Here is a 14,413-nt window from a genome sequence, read left to right as displayed (position 1 = left end):
AGTCAAGCAACGGAGCGCCGCTCTGGCGCGTTACGCCTTCGCAACATTCGCTCGACCACCGTCCTTTCAAGGGGTTTCCATGTCCATCCGCCCGCTCACCGCCCTGCTCCCCCTCGGTCTGGCCCTGTCGGCCTGCGCGACCGGCGGCGCACTGCCACCGACCGAAGTGATTCGCTATCATCTGGGCGAGCCGGTCGATCGCGGCACGATCCGCGTCGAGCCATTGGCGACGGGTACGGCGAGCATCGAGTTCAAGACCTATGCCGCCGCGGTGGAAACGCAGCTGTTGCGCAACGGCTATGCGATGCCGGCGGTGGGTACGCAGCCGCAACTGGTGGCGACCGTCGGCTTCAATCGCGCGAACCGGCTGGGACCGCCAAGATCGTCGCCGGTGCAGATCGGCCTGGGCGGCGGATCGTTCGGTGGCGGGCGTCGCGGCGGCGGCGTCGGTCTGGGCGGCGGGATCGGCTTTCCGATCGGCGGTGGCGGCCCGCGCGAACTGGTGGTGACCGAGCTGGTCGTGACGATCAAGCGCCGCGCCGACCAGTCGCCCGTGTGGGAAGGCCGCGCGCAGGCGGTGGGCGACCCGCGCAAGGTGGAGGGCGATGCTGACGTGCAGGCGGCAAAGCTCGCCGCCGCGCTATTCACGGGGTTTCCGGGTGAGTCGGGCCGCACTATCGAGGTGAAATGACCCTCACCTCCTCTCCCCTCGCCATCAACGCCGCCTTCGATGGCGGCAATATCCGCGTCGTCTCGATCGACGACGCGGCCGATGGCTGCCGCATCGATCTGGAGATCGTCGCCGATCACCAGTCGGATTTCTTCCAGTGGTTCTATTTCCGGGTCGCCGGGGCGCGGGCCGGACAGGCGATCACGTTCCGCATCCTGAATGCGGGCAAGTCGGCCTATCCGTTCGGCTGGCCGGGGTACAAGGTACGCGGATCGACCGATCGGCTGGCGTGGCGGATGATCGACACCGGTTATGCCGACGGCGTGCTGGAATGGACGTGGACGGCGGACGCCTCACTGGGCTGGTTCGCCTATTTCGCGCCCTACACGATGGAACAGCACGAGGCGCTGGTGGCGCGCATCGCGGCGATGCCGGGCGTGCGTCACCGTGAGCTGGGCCAGAGCCTCGACGGGCAGGCGATCGATTACCTGTCGATCGGCACCGGTCCGAAACAGGTCTGGCTCTATGGTCGTCAGCACCCCGGCGAATCGATGACCGAATGGTGGATGGAAGGCGCGCTGGAGCGGCTGACCGATGCCGCCGATCCCGTCACCGCGGCGTTGCTGGCCAAGGCAACCTTCCATGTCGTGCCGAACATGAATCCGGACGGCACGCGGCGCGGACATCTGCGCACCAATGCAGCGGGCGTGAACCTGAATCGCGAATGGCACGCCCCCTCGCCCGAGCGCAGCCCGGAAGTGCTGTGCGTGCGCGATGCGATGGATGCGACCGGCGTCGATGTGGCGATGGACGTGCATGGCGACGAGGCGATCCCGGCCAACTTCCTTGCCGGATACGAGGGTATTCCGTCATGGACGGATGCGCATGGCGAGAAGTTCTACGACTATGGCCGTCGTCTTGCTGCCCACACGCCCGACTTCCAGACCGATAAGGGCTATACCAAATCGGCGCCGGGCAATGCCAATCTGTCGATGTCGACCAACCAGCTGGCAGAGCGATTCGGCGCGGTGTCGATGACGCTGGAGATGCCGTTCAAGGATCACGATCCTAACGCCGACCCGGAATTCGGCTGGAGCGGCGAACGGTCTAAGAGGCTGGCGCATGCCATGTTGGAGACGCTGGCCGGGATGATCGACGAGCTGTGACGCCGGCACTGGTGATCCGGCAGGATGATCCGGCGGCGGCACATGTCGCGCCGCTGCTGGCCCTGCACCTGACCGAATTGCGCGGCCACATGCGCAAATTTGCCTTCGCGCTGGATGCGACGGGGCTGTCGGCGCCCAGCGTGACGTTCTGGACCGCGTGGCAGGGCGAGACGCTGGCGGGCTTCGCCGCGTTGAAGCGGCTGGACGGCGAACAGGCCGAAGTGAAGTCGATGCGCGCGGCCCCGGCGGCGCGGCGGACGGGTGTCGGCCGCGCGCTGCTGACGCATGTGATCGGCGAGGCGCGGGCGCGGGGTTGTCGCGTCCTGCATCTCGAAACCGGCACCGCCGACCTGCACGCGCCCGCCGTCGCGCTATACCATAGTGCGGGCTTCGTGGACGCCGGGCCGTTCGGCGACTATCAGCCCAGCCCGCATAACCAATTTATGTCGCTCGACCTGTAAGGAACCCGCATGCCCAAGCTCGTCCTGATCCGCCACGGCCAGTCGACCTGGAACCTGGAGAATCGCTTCACCGGCTGGTGGGACGTGGACGTCACCGAGCGGGGCGCGGCCGAGGCGCGGGCGGCGGGCGAGTTGATGGCCGCGAAGGGTCTCGATTTCGACCAGACCTTCACCAGTCTGCAGCTGCGCGCGATCAAAACGCTGAACCTGGCGCTGGAGGCGATGGGCCGGTTGTGGCTGCCGACCGAGAAGGACTGGCGCCTGAACGAGCGGCATTATGGCGGCCTGACCGGTCTCGACAAGGCGGAGACGGTGGCCAAGCACGGCGAGGATCAGGTGAAGATCTGGCGCCGCAGCTTCGACGTGCCGCCGCCGGTCAGCGAGCCGGGTGGCGAGTTCGATATGACGCATGACCGTCGCTATGCCGGTATTGCCATCCCGACGACCGAAAGCCTGAAGGACACGATCGAGCGCGTCCTGCCCTATTGGGAAGAGCGGATCGCGCCGGCGCTGAAGGACGGGCAGCGCGTGCTGATCTCCGCGCACGGCAATTCACTGCGCGCGCTGGTGAAGCATCTGTCGAATATCCCGGACGACGAGATCACCGGACTGGAGATCCCGACAGGCCAGCCGATCGTGTACGAGCTCGATGCCGACCTGAACCCGACCGACCGCTATTACCTGTCGGAGCGTTGATCTGTCGATGACGAGCGAGCGGGCGCTGGCGATCCTCGGCTGGGTCGCCACCGCCACCGCGGTGGCGATGTACCTGTCGTACATCGACCAGATCGCGCTGAACCTGAAGGGCGAGAAGGGATCGACGATCCAGCCGCTGGCGACGATGGTCAACTGCGCGCTGTGGGTCGCCTATGGCTTCCTGAGGCCCAAGCGCGACTGGCCGATCGTGTTCGCCAATGCGCCGGGCGTGCTGTTGGGCGGTATCTCGCTGGCGACGGCGCTGTAGGCGTTGCCCTGCCCCGTGACGCTCGCTAGGCGACGGACATGACACTGGTCGGCATCATCATGGGCTCGACGTCCGATTGGGACACGATGCGCCACGCCGCCGAGACGCTCGATGCGCTTGGCGTTCCGTACGAGACGAAAGTCGTATCGGCGCATCGCACGCCGCAGCGGCTGGTCGAATACGCCACCGGCGCGGCGGATCGGGGGCTGAAGGTCATCATCGGCGGCGCGGGCGGCGCGGCGCATCTGCCGGGCATGGCGGCGGCGATGACGCATCTGCCGGTGCTGGGCGTGCCGGTGGAATCGAAGGCGCTGAAGGGCATGGATAGCCTGTTGTCGATCGTCCAGATGCCCGGCGGCATTCCGGTGGGGACGCTGGCGATCGGGAAAGCGGGCGCGATCAACGCGGGGCTGCTGGCCGCCGCGATCCTCGCCACGGGTGACGAGGCGCTGACCGAACGGCTGAAGGCGTGGCGCGCGGCGCAGACCGACGGCGTGGCGATCGATCCGGCATGATCGAACCGGGCTCCACGATCGGTATCCTCGGCGGCGGGCAGCTGGGGCGGATGCTGGCGGTCGCGGCCGCGCAACTGGGGTATCGCACGCATGTGCTGGCGCCCGATCGCGAGAGCGTGGCGGCGCAGACCGCGTCCAGCCTGACGCGGGCGGATTACCACAACCGCATCGTGCTGGCCGACTTCGCCGAGGCGTGCGACGTGGTGACGTACGAGTTCGAGAATATCGCGCTGGGGCCGGTGGAATGGCTGGCGGAGCGGGTGCCGGTGCATCCGCATCCCCGCGCACTGGCGGCGGCGCAGGAGCGGATCGCGGAGAAGCGGTTCGTGGAGAGCGTCGGCGGACGCCCCGCGCGCTGGGCGGCGGTGGACAGTCGCGAGACGCTGGAGACGGCGATCGCCCATGTCGGCACGCCGGCGGTGCTGAAGACGGCGCGGTTCGGGTATGACGGCAAGGGGCAGGTGCGGCTGTCCTCCCCGGCCGATACGGATGCGGCGTGGGAGGCGATCGGCGGGCCGGCGGTGCTGGAGGCGTTCGTGACGTTCGAGCATGAATTCTCGATCCTGATCGTGCGCGGGCAGGACGGCGCGACGGTGCGATACGATGCGCCGCTGAACGTGCATGAGGATGCGATCCTGCGCACCTCGACCCTCCCCGCCCCCGCCGCCGTGCTGGCGCAGGTCGACGAGGCGACGGCGCTGGCGTGCCGGATCGCGGCCGAGCTGGATTATGTCGGCGTGCTGGCGTGCGAGTTCTTCGCCACGGCCGAGGGGCCGGTGTTCAACGAGATGGCACCGCGGGTGCATAACTCCGGCCACTGGACGATGGAGGGGGCGGAGACGTCCCAGTTCGAGAACCATATCCGGGCGATCTGTGGATTGCCGCTGGGGTCGACGGCGTTGACCGGTGCGAGCGTGACGATGCGCAACCTGATCGGCGACGATCCGTGGTCCGACGCACTGGTCGAGCCGGGCGCGCACCTGCATCTGTATGGCAAGGGCGCGGCGCGGCCGGGGCGCAAGATGGGGCATGTGACGCGGGTGGTGCGGGGCTAGGCTTTCGGGCGGCGCCCATTACGGTTGGTGGGATGAACCATCGATTCGCCCTGCTTGCCCTGTCCTGCCTGACCATCGCCGCCGCGCCTCAGATGGCGCCGCAGGTGTCGTCGCTACCTGAGCCGGCACCCTCTCCGATCCTGCCGCCTGCGCCGAAGCGCTATGCCACGGTCGGGGTGACGATCGTGACGAGCGAGGGGCCGATCGTACTGGAACTGGAGCGCGAGCGGGCGCCGGTCACGACGGCCAATTTCCTGCGCTATGTCGATGGCAATCGGTTCGACGGCACGACCTTCTACCGGGCGATGAAGCTGGGCGAGGCGGGGCTGATCCAGGGCGGCGTGCGCAATGCGACCAAGCTGGTCTATCCGCCGATCGCGCATGAGCCGACGACGAAGACGGGCCTGACGCATGACGACGGCGCGATCTCGCTGGGGCGGGCGGAGCCGGGGACCGGGCGGGGCGACTTCTTCATCATGGTGGGGTCGGTGCCGACGCTGGATGCGAACCCGGCGACGGGGGACAAGCTGGGCTATGCGGTGTTCGGACATGTGACGAGCGGGATGGAGATCGTCCGGCACATATTGGGCGAGGCGACGTCGCCGACCGCGGGACCACCGGGGATGAAGGGCCAGATGCTGGTCGCCCCGGTGCGTATCCTGACGGTGCGGCGGGTAGTTATTGCGAATCGAACTTCGCGTTGATTCGCACTCAGGAGGGTTTTTCTGTCGGTTGTTCCCGCTGCGAATATTCGATGAAGCGACCGCGAAGGGCAGGGTAGCTGTTTTTCGGTCTGTAGGACAGCGCATGCGGAAGCCCCCCTCCACCATCGGCTGCGCCGACGGTCCCCCTCCCCGCGAAGCGGGGAGGATTTAGGCTATCGGCGGACGTCCAGGCCGCCGGCTAGGTAGGCGTCCAGGTCGGGCTGGCGGAAGAGGCTGGCGTCGCCGGGGAGCGAGTGCTTGAGCGCGGCCAGCGCGAGGCCGGTCGCCGCCGCGTTGGCGATGTCGCCGCCAGAGCGCAGCGCGTGGAGGACGCCGGCCGCAAAGGCGTCGCCGCCGCCGATGCGATCGACGATGCCAGCAAGGACGACTTCCTCTGTCTGCGCCTGACCCTCGCGCGAGTCGACGCGGGCGGACAGACGGTGGAGATCGACATGTTCGACATGGCGCGCGGTCGAGGCGATTGTCTGGAGCCGGGGAAAGGCATCGAATGCGGCCTCGGCAGCGTGACGGCGGCGGTCCTCGCCGTCGCCGGAGAAATCGTCTCGGCCCAGCAATAGGGCGATGTCGCGGTGGTTGCCGAACATCAGGTCGGCATGTGCGACCAGTTGGGTCAGGATGCGGCGGGGGTCGGAATCCCAGCGTTCCCACAATTTGCCCCGCCAGTTGCCGTCGAACGACACGGGGATGCCCCGATCGGTGGCGGCGCGGGCGGCGGCGATGGCGCTTTCGGCGGGTACGGGGCCAAGCGCCGGGGTGATGCCGGAGAGGTGGAAACGATCGACCCCGGCGAGCAGCGTATCCCACTCCCAGGCGCTCGTCGGTGCGTCGGCGAACGACGACCATGCACGGTCGTATATGACCTCGGTTGCGCGCAGACCGGCGCCGGAGGTGACGAAATAGAGGCCCATGCGGTCGCCGCCGAGTGCGATCGTGCCGGTATCGACACCGTGTCCGCGCAGCGTGGTGATGGCGGTGCGGCCGAGATCATTGTCGGGAACGATCGTCGCCATGCCGACGTCATGGCCGAGCCGGGCGAGCTGGGTGACGACGTTCGCCTCCGCGCCCGCGACCCATACGTCGAGGCGGGGGGTCTGGAGCAACAGCTCGCGGCCCGGTGGCGACAGGCGCAGCATGATCTCGCCGAATGCCAGGAACTTGGCCATGCCTTCCACCCTCACCCTTCCGGCGCGTTGCGCCTCCCTCCCTCTCCCGGTGGGAGAGGGATATCGTTATCGCGCGAGCCAGCCGCCATCCACCGCCAGGATGTGGCCCTGCACATATTTCGCCGCGTTGCTGGCGAGGAAGACGGCGGCGCCGCCGAGATCGTCGGCATCGCCCCAGCGGGCGGCGGGGATGCGATCGAGGATCGATTTGTTGCGGGCCTCGTCTGCCTGCAACGCGGCGGTGTTGTTGGTGGCGATATAGCCGGGGGCGATCGCGTTGACGTTGATGTTCTTGCTGGCCCACTCGTTGGCAAGCAGCTTCGTCAGGCCGCCGATGCCGCTCTTGGATGCGGTGTAGCTCGGCACGCGGATGCCGCCCTGAAAGGTCAGCATCGAGGCGATATTGATGATCTTGCCGCCGCCGTGGGCGATCATGTGGCGACCGGCGGCCTGACACAGGAAGAACACCGATTTCAGATTGGTATCGACGACCGCGTCCCAATCCTCCTCGGTGAAATCGACCGCGTCGGCGCGGCGGATGATGCCGGCATTGTTGACGAGGATGTCGAGGCCGCCGAGCTTCGCGACGGTTTCGTCGACGACGCGGCCGACGGGTTCGATCGTGGAGAGATCGGCGGAGATGACCTCCGCGTTGCGGCCCAGTGCACGGATCTCGGCGACGGTTTCTTCGGCGGGCGTGCGGCCGACACAGGCGACGTCGGCGCCGGCGGCGGCGAGGGCCACGGCGATGGCCTGACCGATGCCGGTGTTCGCGCCGGTGACGATGGCGATCTTGCCGGTGAGATCGAAGGGGCTGGTGGTCATTGCTACCTCATTCCCCTCCCGCTTGCGGGAGGGGTTAGGGGAGGGCATGTCGGGCGATACCGCGGGACAGGCCCTCCCCCGACCCCTCCCGCAAGCGGGAGGGGAGACGAGACCCCCTTCCCTGACGGCATTCCGGGAGGACAGGCCCTCCCCCGACCCCTCCCGCAAAGCGGGAGGGGAGTATTGGTTACGCCAGCTGGCAGATGTCGAGGACGTTCATGTCGGTATAGTCCTGGTTCTCGCCGGCCATCGCCCAGATGAAGGCATAGGCGCGGGTGCCGGAGCCCATGTGGACCGACCAGGGCGGCGAGATGACCGATTCCTCATTGCCGACGACGATGTGGCGCATGGCCTCACCCTCGCCCATGTAATGGAACACCTTGTCGTTGTCGGTCGGCAGTTCGAAGTAGAAATAGATCTCGCTGCGCCGCTCGTGGATGTGCGGGGGCATCGTGTTCCAGACGCTGCCGGGCTTCAGGACGGTCAGGCCCATGACCAGTTGCGCCGAATCGCAGACGCCGGGGATGACGAGCTGGAAGATGGTGCGCTCGTTGGATTCCTCCAGGCTGCCGCGCTCCAGCGCGTTGGCGTCGGCGATGCCCAGCTTGCGGGTGGCGAACGCCTTGTGCGCGGGGCACGACGCCAGATAATAACGCGCGCCCTCTCCGGCGAATTCGACGTCGGCGGCGCCCATCGTGACGTACAGGCAATCCTTGTTGCCGAGCGTGAACGTCTCGCCATCGACGGTCACGGTGCCCTCGACGTCGCCGACGTTGACGATCGCGAGTTCGCGGCGTTCGAGGAAGGGGTGGCCGACGGCCGACTTCGGCTCGGTCTGCGCGGGCAGCTTCACCGGCGCACCGGCGACGGCGACGCCGCCGATCACGAAGCGGTCGGCATGGGTGTAATTCAGGACGCACTCGCCGTCGCGGAACAGGCCCTGGATCAGGTAGCGGTCGCGCAGTTCGTCGTTGGAGACGCATTCCATCATGTCGGGATGCGTGGCGTAGTAGGTGCGGTCGAACATCAGATCACTCCGGTTTCGGCGGTGGCGTCGGCAAAGCCGGGGGCCGCGCGCCCTGACAGGGGAACGCTACGACGGCCACCCCGTCAGGGGAAGCCGTCGCTCCTGCGTTTGACCACCTATTCGCACATGCTGGGATGATTTCCCAAATGTTTATTGTGGATCGGTTGCAGCCTCATCCGGGAAGGCGTTGGTCGGCTTGCTGCCCCACACGGCGTAGAACAGGATGTACAGTTCGCACACCGCGGTCAGCACGAAGGAAAGCTGCAGGCCGTAACTGTCGGCCAGCCAGCCCTGCACCGCGACCAGCGCGCCACCGGCGATCGCCATGATGAGCAGGCCCGAGCCTTCCTCGGTCAGCGGCCCCAGCCCCTTGATGCCGAGCGTGAAGATCGTCGGGAACATGATCGAGTGGAACAGGCCGACGAGGATCAGCGACCACATCGCGACATGGCCGGTCGTGACGACGGTGATCGACATGACGACGAACGCGCCGATCGAGAAGAACGCCAGCACCTTGTCCGCCGCGACCTTCTGCATGATCGCCGAGCCGACGAAGCGGCCGACCATCATGCCGCCCCACAGGAACGTCAGGTAGCGACCGGCCGATTCGGTGGTCATGTTGCCGATTTCGGGGCGGCTGACGAAGTTCACGAACAGGTTGCCGACGCCGATCTCGGCGATCAGGTAGATGAAGATCGCGGGGATGCCGAAGACGAGGTTGCGATGCTTCCACAGCGAGTGGTTGCGGCGCTCTTCCTTGGCGACGCGGCTGGTGGCCGATCCCATCGCCGGCAGCGGGAAACGGGCGATGATGATCGCCAGCACGACCAGCACGATCGCGACGAGTGCATAGGGCAGGACGACCGACTGCGCGTCGGCCAGTCGCTCCGCCTGGGTCAGGACGACACCGGCCTCCGCCGTGCCGCCCTTCGACCGACCGAGGATCAGGTACGCGCCGAACAGCGGCGCGAGCATGGTGCCGGCCGAGTTCATCGCCTGCACCAGATTGAGCCGCGACGATGCGGTTTTCGGCGATCCCAGCACGGTGACGTACGGATTGGCCGCGACCTGCAACAGGGTGATGCCGCTGGCGATCACGAACAGCATGACCAGCGTGACGCCATAGGACGGGATGCTGGCGGCGAGGATCATGCCCAGCGCGCCGGCGGCCATGATAAGCAGGCCGATGACCAGCGACTTCTGATACCCGATCCGCTCGATCAGCTTGGCCGACGGGATCGAGGCGAAGAAATAGGCGATGAACCACACGCTTTCGATCAGCGCGGCCTGAAAATAGCTGAGGTCGAACACGCTGCGCAGATGCGGCAGCAGCGTACCGTTGATGACGGTGATGAAGCCCCACATGAAGAACAGGCTGGCGAGCAGGCCCAGCGCCTTGCCATAACCCGATGTGGGTTGGCCGGGCGCGATGGCGCTCGCGCTGGTGGTGCCAATCGGTGCGGCCATGCGTGCAAACCCCTCTTTGTTTTTTCGCGCATCCGGTCCGCAGGTACGCGGGCAGACTTGCTCTTGCGCTTTTTGTCTGAGTATAAGCGATGGCAGAGTACGTCAACGGTCGGCAACTGGCCGGAACGGGAGGATCGTCCATGAATATATTACCGGCCGCCGGCGCCGCCGCGCTTGCCCTCGCCTCGGGCAGCGCCCATGCCGCGGAAGCGAAGCGCGCCCCGTTCGGCACGCTGGCCGATGGCCGCGCGGTGGAGGCGGTGACGCTGACCAACACCCACGGCGTGACCGCGCGGATCATTAATTACGGTGCCATCCTGCAATCGGTGCAGACCCCCGACCGCGCCGGCAAATCGGCCGAGATCGCGCTGGGGTACGACAGCATGGACGGGTATCTGAAGGCGCCCAATTATTTCGGCGCGACGGTGGGCCGTTATGCCAACCGGATCGCGGGCGGCAAATTCTCGCTGGACGGCAAGCAGTACACGCTGGCGCTCAACAACCAGACGAACGCGTTGCACGGTGGCAAGGTCGGCTTCGACAAGGTGCTGTGGCGCATCGTCGACGTGAAGAACGGGCCGGCACCGTCGGTGACGCTGTCCTACACCAGCGCGGATGGCGAGGAAGGCTATCCGGGCAAGCTGGACGTGACGGCCACCTACACGCTGGACGACAGCAACGCGCTGACCGTGGAATACAAGGCGAAGACGGACAAGCCGACGATCGTCAACATGACGAACCACAGCTTCTTCAACCTCAACGGCGAAGGATCGGGCAAGTCGATCCTGACCCATGTCCTGACCCTGCCCGCCGAACAGTTCACGCCGGTATCCGCGGCGCTGATCCCCACGGGCGAGCGGCGGGCGGTGGCGAACACGCCGTTCGATTTCCGCACCCCCCGCGTGATCGGCGACCGGGTACGCGACGGCCGCGACCAGCAGATCGTGTTCGGTCAGGGGTACGACCACAACTACATCCTCGGCGCCGCCGACGCGAAGGGGCTCCGTGCCGCCGCGCGGGTGGAGGAGCCGTCGACCGGCCGCGTGCTGGAGATCGCGACCAACCAGCCGGGCGTGCAGTTCTACACCGGCAACTTCCTCGACGGGACGGCGATCGGCCGTTCCGGCCTCGCCTATCGCCAGTCGGACGGGCTGGCGCTGGAACCGCAGGTGTTCCCGGATACGCCCAACCAGCCGGCGTTCGGTTCGGCCCGACTCGATCCGGGCCAGACATATCGCAGCGTCATCGTCTATCGTTTCTCGACCAGCGCCCGCTGATCCAACCCCGGACTACCATCACCATGACCGACCGCCCGAAGCTGCGCAGCCGCGCCTGGTTCGACAATCCCGACAATATCGACATGACGGCGCTGTATCTGGAGCGCTACCTGAACTTCGGCCTGTCGCTGGAGGAATTGCAGTCGGGCAAGCCGATCATCGGCATCGCGCAGACCGGCAGCGACCTTTCCCCCTGCAACCGCCACCATCTGGTGCTGGCGGAGCGGGTGCGCGACGGTATCCGTGAGATGGGCGGCATCCCGCTGGAATTCCCGGTCCATCCCATTCAGGAGACGGGCAAGCGGCCGACCGCTGGCCTCGACCGGAATCTCGCCTATCTGGCGCTGGTCGAGGTGCTGTACGGCTATCCGCTGGACGGCGTGGTGCTGACGATCGGGTGCGACAAGACGACGCCGGCGTGCCTGATGGCGGCGGCGACGGTGAACATCCCGGCGATCGCGCTGTCGGTCGGGCCGATGCTGAACGGCTGGCACAAGGGCGAGCGCACCGGGTCGGGGACGATCGTGTGGAAGGCGCGTCAGTTGCTGGCGGCGGGCGAGATCGACGATGCGGAGTTCATCCGGCTGGTCGCGTCGTCGGCGCCATCGACCGGTTACTGCAACACGATGGGCACCGCCACGACGATGAACTCGCTGTGCGAGGCGCTCGGCATGTCGCTGCCCGGCTCGGCCGCGATCCCGGCGCCCTATCGCGACCGGCAGGAAGTGGCATGGCGGACGGGCAAGCGCATCGTCGAGATGGTCGCGGAGGATATCAAGCCTTCAGACATCCTGACGAAACCGGCGTTTCACAACGCGATCAAGGTCAATTCCGCGATCGGCGGATCGACCAACGCGCCGATCCATCTGGCCGCCATCGCGCGCCATATCGGCGTCGAGCTGCCGCTGAAGGACTGGGAGACGGAGGGGCACAAGGTGCCGTTGCTCGTCAACCTGCAACCGGCGGGCGAATATCTGGGCGAGGATTATTACCGCGCGGGCGGCGTGCCGGCGGTGGTGAACCAGTTGATGGGCCAGGGCCTGATCGCCGAGGACGCGCTGACTGTGAACGGCCGGACGATGGGCGACAATTGCCGCGGCGTGGCGATCGAGGACGAGAAGGTCATCCGTCCGTTTGCCGAGCCGCTGAAGGAAGATGCGGGCTTCATCGTGCTGTCGGGCAATCTGTTCGACGCGGCAGTGATGAAGACCAGCGTGATCGGGCCGGAGTTCCGCGAACGTTATCTGTCGAACCCCGACGATCCCGAGGCGTTCGAGGGGCCAGCGGTCGTGTTCGACGGGCCGGAGGATTATCACCACCGCATCGACGATCCCTCGGTCGGCATCACGCCCGAGACGCTGTTGTTCATGCGCGGCGCCGGCCCCATCGGCTATCCGGGTGCGGCCGAGGTCGTGAACATGCGGCCGCCGGCCTATCTGATTACCGAGGGCGTCCACGCCCTGCCCTGCATCGGCGATGGTCGCCAGTCGGGCACGTCGGGGTCGCCGTCGATCCTGAACGCCAGCCCGGAAGCGGCGGCGGGCGGCAGCCTGGCGTTGCTGCGCACCGGTGACCGCGTGCGTGTCGATCTGGGCAAGGGCACGGTCGACGCGTTGATCGCGCCGGAGGAGATCGAGGCGCGGCGGGCGGCGTTGCAGGCGGCGGGTGGCTATGCCTATCCCGCCTCGCAGACGCCGTGGCAGGAGATCAGCCGCAGCCATGTCGGCCAGATGAATACCGGTGCGATCGTCGAGGGTGCGGAGAAATACCAGCGGATCGCGCAGACGCGGGGGTTGCCGCGGGATAACCATTGATGAGGTGGCCGGTTCGGGGCGATTTTCCGTTTCGGGCCGGTTGTCGATTGGTTGGGCGTATCGACATTTCTCGTTTTGATTCACGCGAAGCCGCGAAGATTCCAGAAATAGTAGTTTGTTCGCGCGGAGGCGCGGAGGACGCAGAGGTGATGGACCTGCCGCGACAGCGGCCTGTCTATCACGACCGAAGCAGGGATGACGCGCTGCCGCGCATGAAACACCTCCGCGTTCTTTGCGCCTCCGCGCGAACACTCTCTTTCTTCGCATCCTGGCGCAATTGAACGTTGATCCGACCCGAATCTCGGGTGACCAAAAACTCATCCGTCCGTCATTGCGAGCGAAGCGAAGCAACCCAGGGCGTTACGTGCCGCCTTGGGTTGCTTCGCTTCGCTCGCAATGACGGGTCAAACCGAGGTATTCATACTCTAATGCAATCCCCTCTGCGTCCGGGCGATCACCGGTGAGTTGACCGGCCGGTCGCCGAACACCGGCGGCGGATCAAGGTCGCGGCTGCGGGTCAGCAGGGCGCGGGCGTCGCCGGGGCTGAGCGTGGGCCGGCCGTCCTGCCCGGCGGCGGCAATCACGCGGTCGAGCAGGTCGAGCCCTTCGGGCCAGCGACCGATGCCGCTGGCGGCATTGATGTGGCCGGTATCGCCGACATCGACGAAATGACTGCCCCACTCGGCCGCCAGACTGTGGGCGCGGTCGATCGTGATCCACGGGTCATCGGTGCTGGCGACGACCATCGACGGAAACGGCAAGGGGATGCGCGGGCTGGGTGCGAACGCTTTCAGCTCGGGACAGGCATCGGACCGGTCGGTATCGGCGGGCGCGACCAGCAGCGCGCCGGCGACGGGCCAGCCATAGGGTTGCGGGCTGAGTTGCGCCCACCACGCTACCGCCAGACAGCCGAGACTGTGCGCGACGAGGATCACCGGTGCCTCGGCATGGCGGATCGCCTCGTCCAGCTTCGTCACCCAGCTGTTGCGGTGGGGCGTGTTCCACATGCCCAGATCGGCGCGGTGGACGCCCGGCACCGATTGTTCCCACAGGGTCTGCCAGTGCGAAGGCCCGGAGCCGCCCAGACCCGGCACGGTCAGGATCGTAGGTCGAACGGCGTCATACGCGGCGAATGAACCCATCACGCTTCTCCTTCGAGTCGCCAGGAGACTGGTTTCTTGCCACCGGAAGCGGCCGACCATCTTCCCGATCTCTATCTATACCCCACCACATTAGTGGACAATAGAGACTGCGGTGAAGCGAACGGCCGTCGCGATGGTTCCC

Annotated in this window: 15 protein-coding genes; 10 read left to right on the top strand and 5 right to left on the bottom strand. The window is 66.8% G+C overall.

All coding sequences use genetic code 11. The features are described 5' to 3' along the window. Positions 1 to 79: 79 nt before the first annotated feature. The 8 genes from JAO74_RS02030 to JAO74_RS01995 are packed head-to-tail and all read left to right on the top strand — an operon-like array spanning position 80 to position 5,535. Positions 80 to 691, top strand: coding sequence for a DUF4136 domain-containing protein (locus JAO74_RS02030; protein ID WP_199034513.1), 612 nt, complete (start codon positions 80 to 82; stop codon positions 689 to 691). Beyond that, the gene (locus tag JAO74_RS02025; RefSeq protein WP_199034511.1) at positions 688 to 1,836 is read left to right on the top strand and encodes a M14 family metallopeptidase; all 1,149 of its coding nucleotides are present in this window, start codon (positions 688 to 690) and stop codon (positions 1,834 to 1,836) included. Before JAO74_RS02030 ends, JAO74_RS02025 begins: the two co-directional genes overlap by 4 nt. After that, the gene (locus tag JAO74_RS02020) at positions 1,833 to 2,297 is read left to right on the top strand and encodes a GNAT family N-acetyltransferase (protein ID WP_332908707.1); all 465 of its coding nucleotides are present in this window, start codon (positions 1,833 to 1,835) and stop codon (positions 2,295 to 2,297) included. Before JAO74_RS02025 ends, JAO74_RS02020 begins: the two co-directional genes overlap by 4 nt. A 9-nt stretch (positions 2,298 to 2,306) precedes the next feature. Then, positions 2,307 to 2,993 carry a 2,3-diphosphoglycerate-dependent phosphoglycerate mutase gene (gene gpmA, locus JAO74_RS02015; protein ID WP_199034509.1) on the top strand — a complete coding sequence of 229 codons (687 nt, stop codon included), beginning with the start codon at positions 2,307 to 2,309 and terminating at the stop codon, positions 2,991 to 2,993. Between the two features lie 7 nt (positions 2,994 to 3,000). Then, entirely contained in the window at positions 3,001 to 3,261 is a 261-nt protein-coding gene (locus JAO74_RS02010) for a SemiSWEET family transporter (RefSeq protein WP_199034507.1), read from the top strand. 38 nt (positions 3,262 to 3,299) lie between these two features. Then, entirely contained in the window at positions 3,300 to 3,776 is a 477-nt protein-coding gene (gene purE, locus JAO74_RS02005) for a 5-(carboxyamino)imidazole ribonucleotide mutase (protein WP_056524929.1), read from the top strand. Beyond that, the gene (locus JAO74_RS02000; RefSeq protein WP_199034505.1) at positions 3,773 to 4,831 is read left to right on the top strand and encodes a 5-(carboxyamino)imidazole ribonucleotide synthase; all 1,059 of its coding nucleotides are present in this window, start codon (positions 3,773 to 3,775) and stop codon (positions 4,829 to 4,831) included. The genes purE and JAO74_RS02000 overlap by 4 nt, the downstream gene beginning before the upstream one ends. Positions 4,832 to 4,863: 32 nt before the next feature. Further along, positions 4,864 to 5,535 (top strand): peptidylprolyl isomerase, encoded by a 672-nt coding sequence (locus tag JAO74_RS01995; protein WP_199034502.1) that lies wholly within the window; start codon positions 4,864 to 4,866, stop codon positions 5,533 to 5,535. A 173-nt stretch (positions 5,536 to 5,708) separates the two neighbouring features. Here the strand turns inward: JAO74_RS01995 and JAO74_RS01990 are convergent, their stop codons facing one another. The 4 genes from JAO74_RS01990 to JAO74_RS01975 all read right to left on the bottom strand — a co-directional run bounded on the left by JAO74_RS01990 (position 5,709) and on the right by JAO74_RS01975 (position 10,038). Continuing rightward, a complete protein-coding gene (locus tag JAO74_RS01990) occupies positions 5,709 to 6,719 on the bottom strand; it encodes a sugar kinase (RefSeq protein WP_199034500.1) in 1,011 nt (336 codons plus the stop codon). A 66-nt stretch (positions 6,720 to 6,785) separates the two neighbouring features. After that, entirely contained in the window at positions 6,786 to 7,544 is a 759-nt protein-coding gene (gene kduD / locus JAO74_RS01985; protein WP_199034498.1) for a 2-dehydro-3-deoxy-D-gluconate 5-dehydrogenase KduD, read from the bottom strand. A gap of 187 nt (positions 7,545 to 7,731) precedes the next feature. Then, a complete protein-coding gene (gene kduI / locus JAO74_RS01980; protein ID WP_199034496.1) occupies positions 7,732 to 8,571 on the bottom strand; it encodes a 5-dehydro-4-deoxy-D-glucuronate isomerase in 840 nt (279 codons plus the stop codon). A 150-nt stretch (positions 8,572 to 8,721) separates the two neighbouring features. Further along, positions 8,722 to 10,038 (bottom strand): sugar MFS transporter, encoded by a 1,317-nt coding sequence (locus JAO74_RS01975; RefSeq protein WP_199034494.1) that lies wholly within the window; start codon positions 10,036 to 10,038, stop codon positions 8,722 to 8,724. Positions 10,039 to 10,178: 140 nt separating this feature from the next. Here JAO74_RS01975 and JAO74_RS01970 point away from each other — a divergent pair, with 140 nt between their 5' ends. Further along, entirely contained in the window at positions 10,179 to 11,315 is a 1,137-nt protein-coding gene (locus tag JAO74_RS01970) for an aldose epimerase family protein (RefSeq protein ID WP_199034492.1), read from the top strand. 23 nt (positions 11,316 to 11,338) lie between these two features. Next, the gene (locus tag JAO74_RS01965) at positions 11,339 to 13,129 is read left to right on the top strand and encodes an IlvD/Edd family dehydratase (RefSeq protein WP_233150552.1); all 1,791 of its coding nucleotides are present in this window, start codon (positions 11,339 to 11,341) and stop codon (positions 13,127 to 13,129) included. A 425-nt stretch (positions 13,130 to 13,554) separates the two neighbouring features. Here JAO74_RS01965 and JAO74_RS01960 read toward each other — a convergent pair whose 3' ends face one another. Further along, a complete protein-coding gene (locus JAO74_RS01960; protein ID WP_199034490.1) occupies positions 13,555 to 14,271 on the bottom strand; it encodes an RBBP9/YdeN family alpha/beta hydrolase in 717 nt (238 codons plus the stop codon). Positions 14,272 to 14,413 lie beyond the last annotated feature (142 nt).

It is taken from the genome of Sphingomonas mollis (genome assembly GCF_016427505.1).
Classification (GTDB): domain Bacteria; phylum Pseudomonadota; class Alphaproteobacteria; order Sphingomonadales; family Sphingomonadaceae; genus Sphingomonas; species Sphingomonas mollis.
This window is presented reverse-complemented; position numbering and strand designations above follow the sequence as displayed.

Bases quoted from the DNA above. Each gene is read 5' to 3' on its own strand.
- JAO74_RS02030 (WP_199034513.1), top strand. From the start codon at position 80: ATGTCCATCCGCCCGCTCACCGCCCTGCTCCCCCTCGGTCTGGCCCTG.
- JAO74_RS02025 (WP_199034511.1), top strand. From the start codon at position 688: ATGACCCTCACCTCCTCTCCCCTCGCCATCAACGCCGCCTTCGATGGC.
- gpmA (WP_199034509.1), top strand. From the start codon at position 2,307: ATGCCCAAGCTCGTCCTGATCCGCCACGGCCAGTCGACCTGGAACCTG.
- JAO74_RS02010 (WP_199034507.1), top strand. From the start codon at position 3,001: ATGACGAGCGAGCGGGCGCTGGCGATCCTCGGCTGGGTCGCCACCGCC.
- purE (WP_056524929.1), top strand. From the start codon at position 3,300: ATGACACTGGTCGGCATCATCATGGGCTCGACGTCCGATTGGGACACG.
- JAO74_RS02000 (WP_199034505.1), top strand. From the start codon at position 3,773: ATGATCGAACCGGGCTCCACGATCGGTATCCTCGGCGGCGGGCAGCTG.
- JAO74_RS01995 (WP_199034502.1), top strand. From the start codon at position 4,864: ATGAACCATCGATTCGCCCTGCTTGCCCTGTCCTGCCTGACCATCGCC.
- JAO74_RS01990 (WP_199034500.1), bottom strand. From the start codon at position 6,719: ATGGCCAAGTTCCTGGCATTCGGCGAGATCATGCTGCGCCTGTCGCCA.
- kduD (WP_199034498.1), bottom strand. From the start codon at position 7,544: ATGACCACCAGCCCCTTCGATCTCACCGGCAAGATCGCCATCGTCACC.
- kduI (WP_199034496.1), bottom strand. From the start codon at position 8,571: ATGTTCGACCGCACCTACTACGCCACGCATCCCGACATGATGGAATGC.
- JAO74_RS01975 (WP_199034494.1), bottom strand. From the start codon at position 10,038: ATGGCCGCACCGATTGGCACCACCAGCGCGAGCGCCATCGCGCCCGGC.
- JAO74_RS01970 (WP_199034492.1), top strand. From the start codon at position 10,179: ATGAATATATTACCGGCCGCCGGCGCCGCCGCGCTTGCCCTCGCCTCG.
- JAO74_RS01965 (WP_233150552.1), top strand. From the start codon at position 11,339: ATGACCGACCGCCCGAAGCTGCGCAGCCGCGCCTGGTTCGACAATCCC.
- JAO74_RS01960 (WP_199034490.1), bottom strand. From the start codon at position 14,271: ATGGGTTCATTCGCCGCGTATGACGCCGTTCGACCTACGATCCTGACC.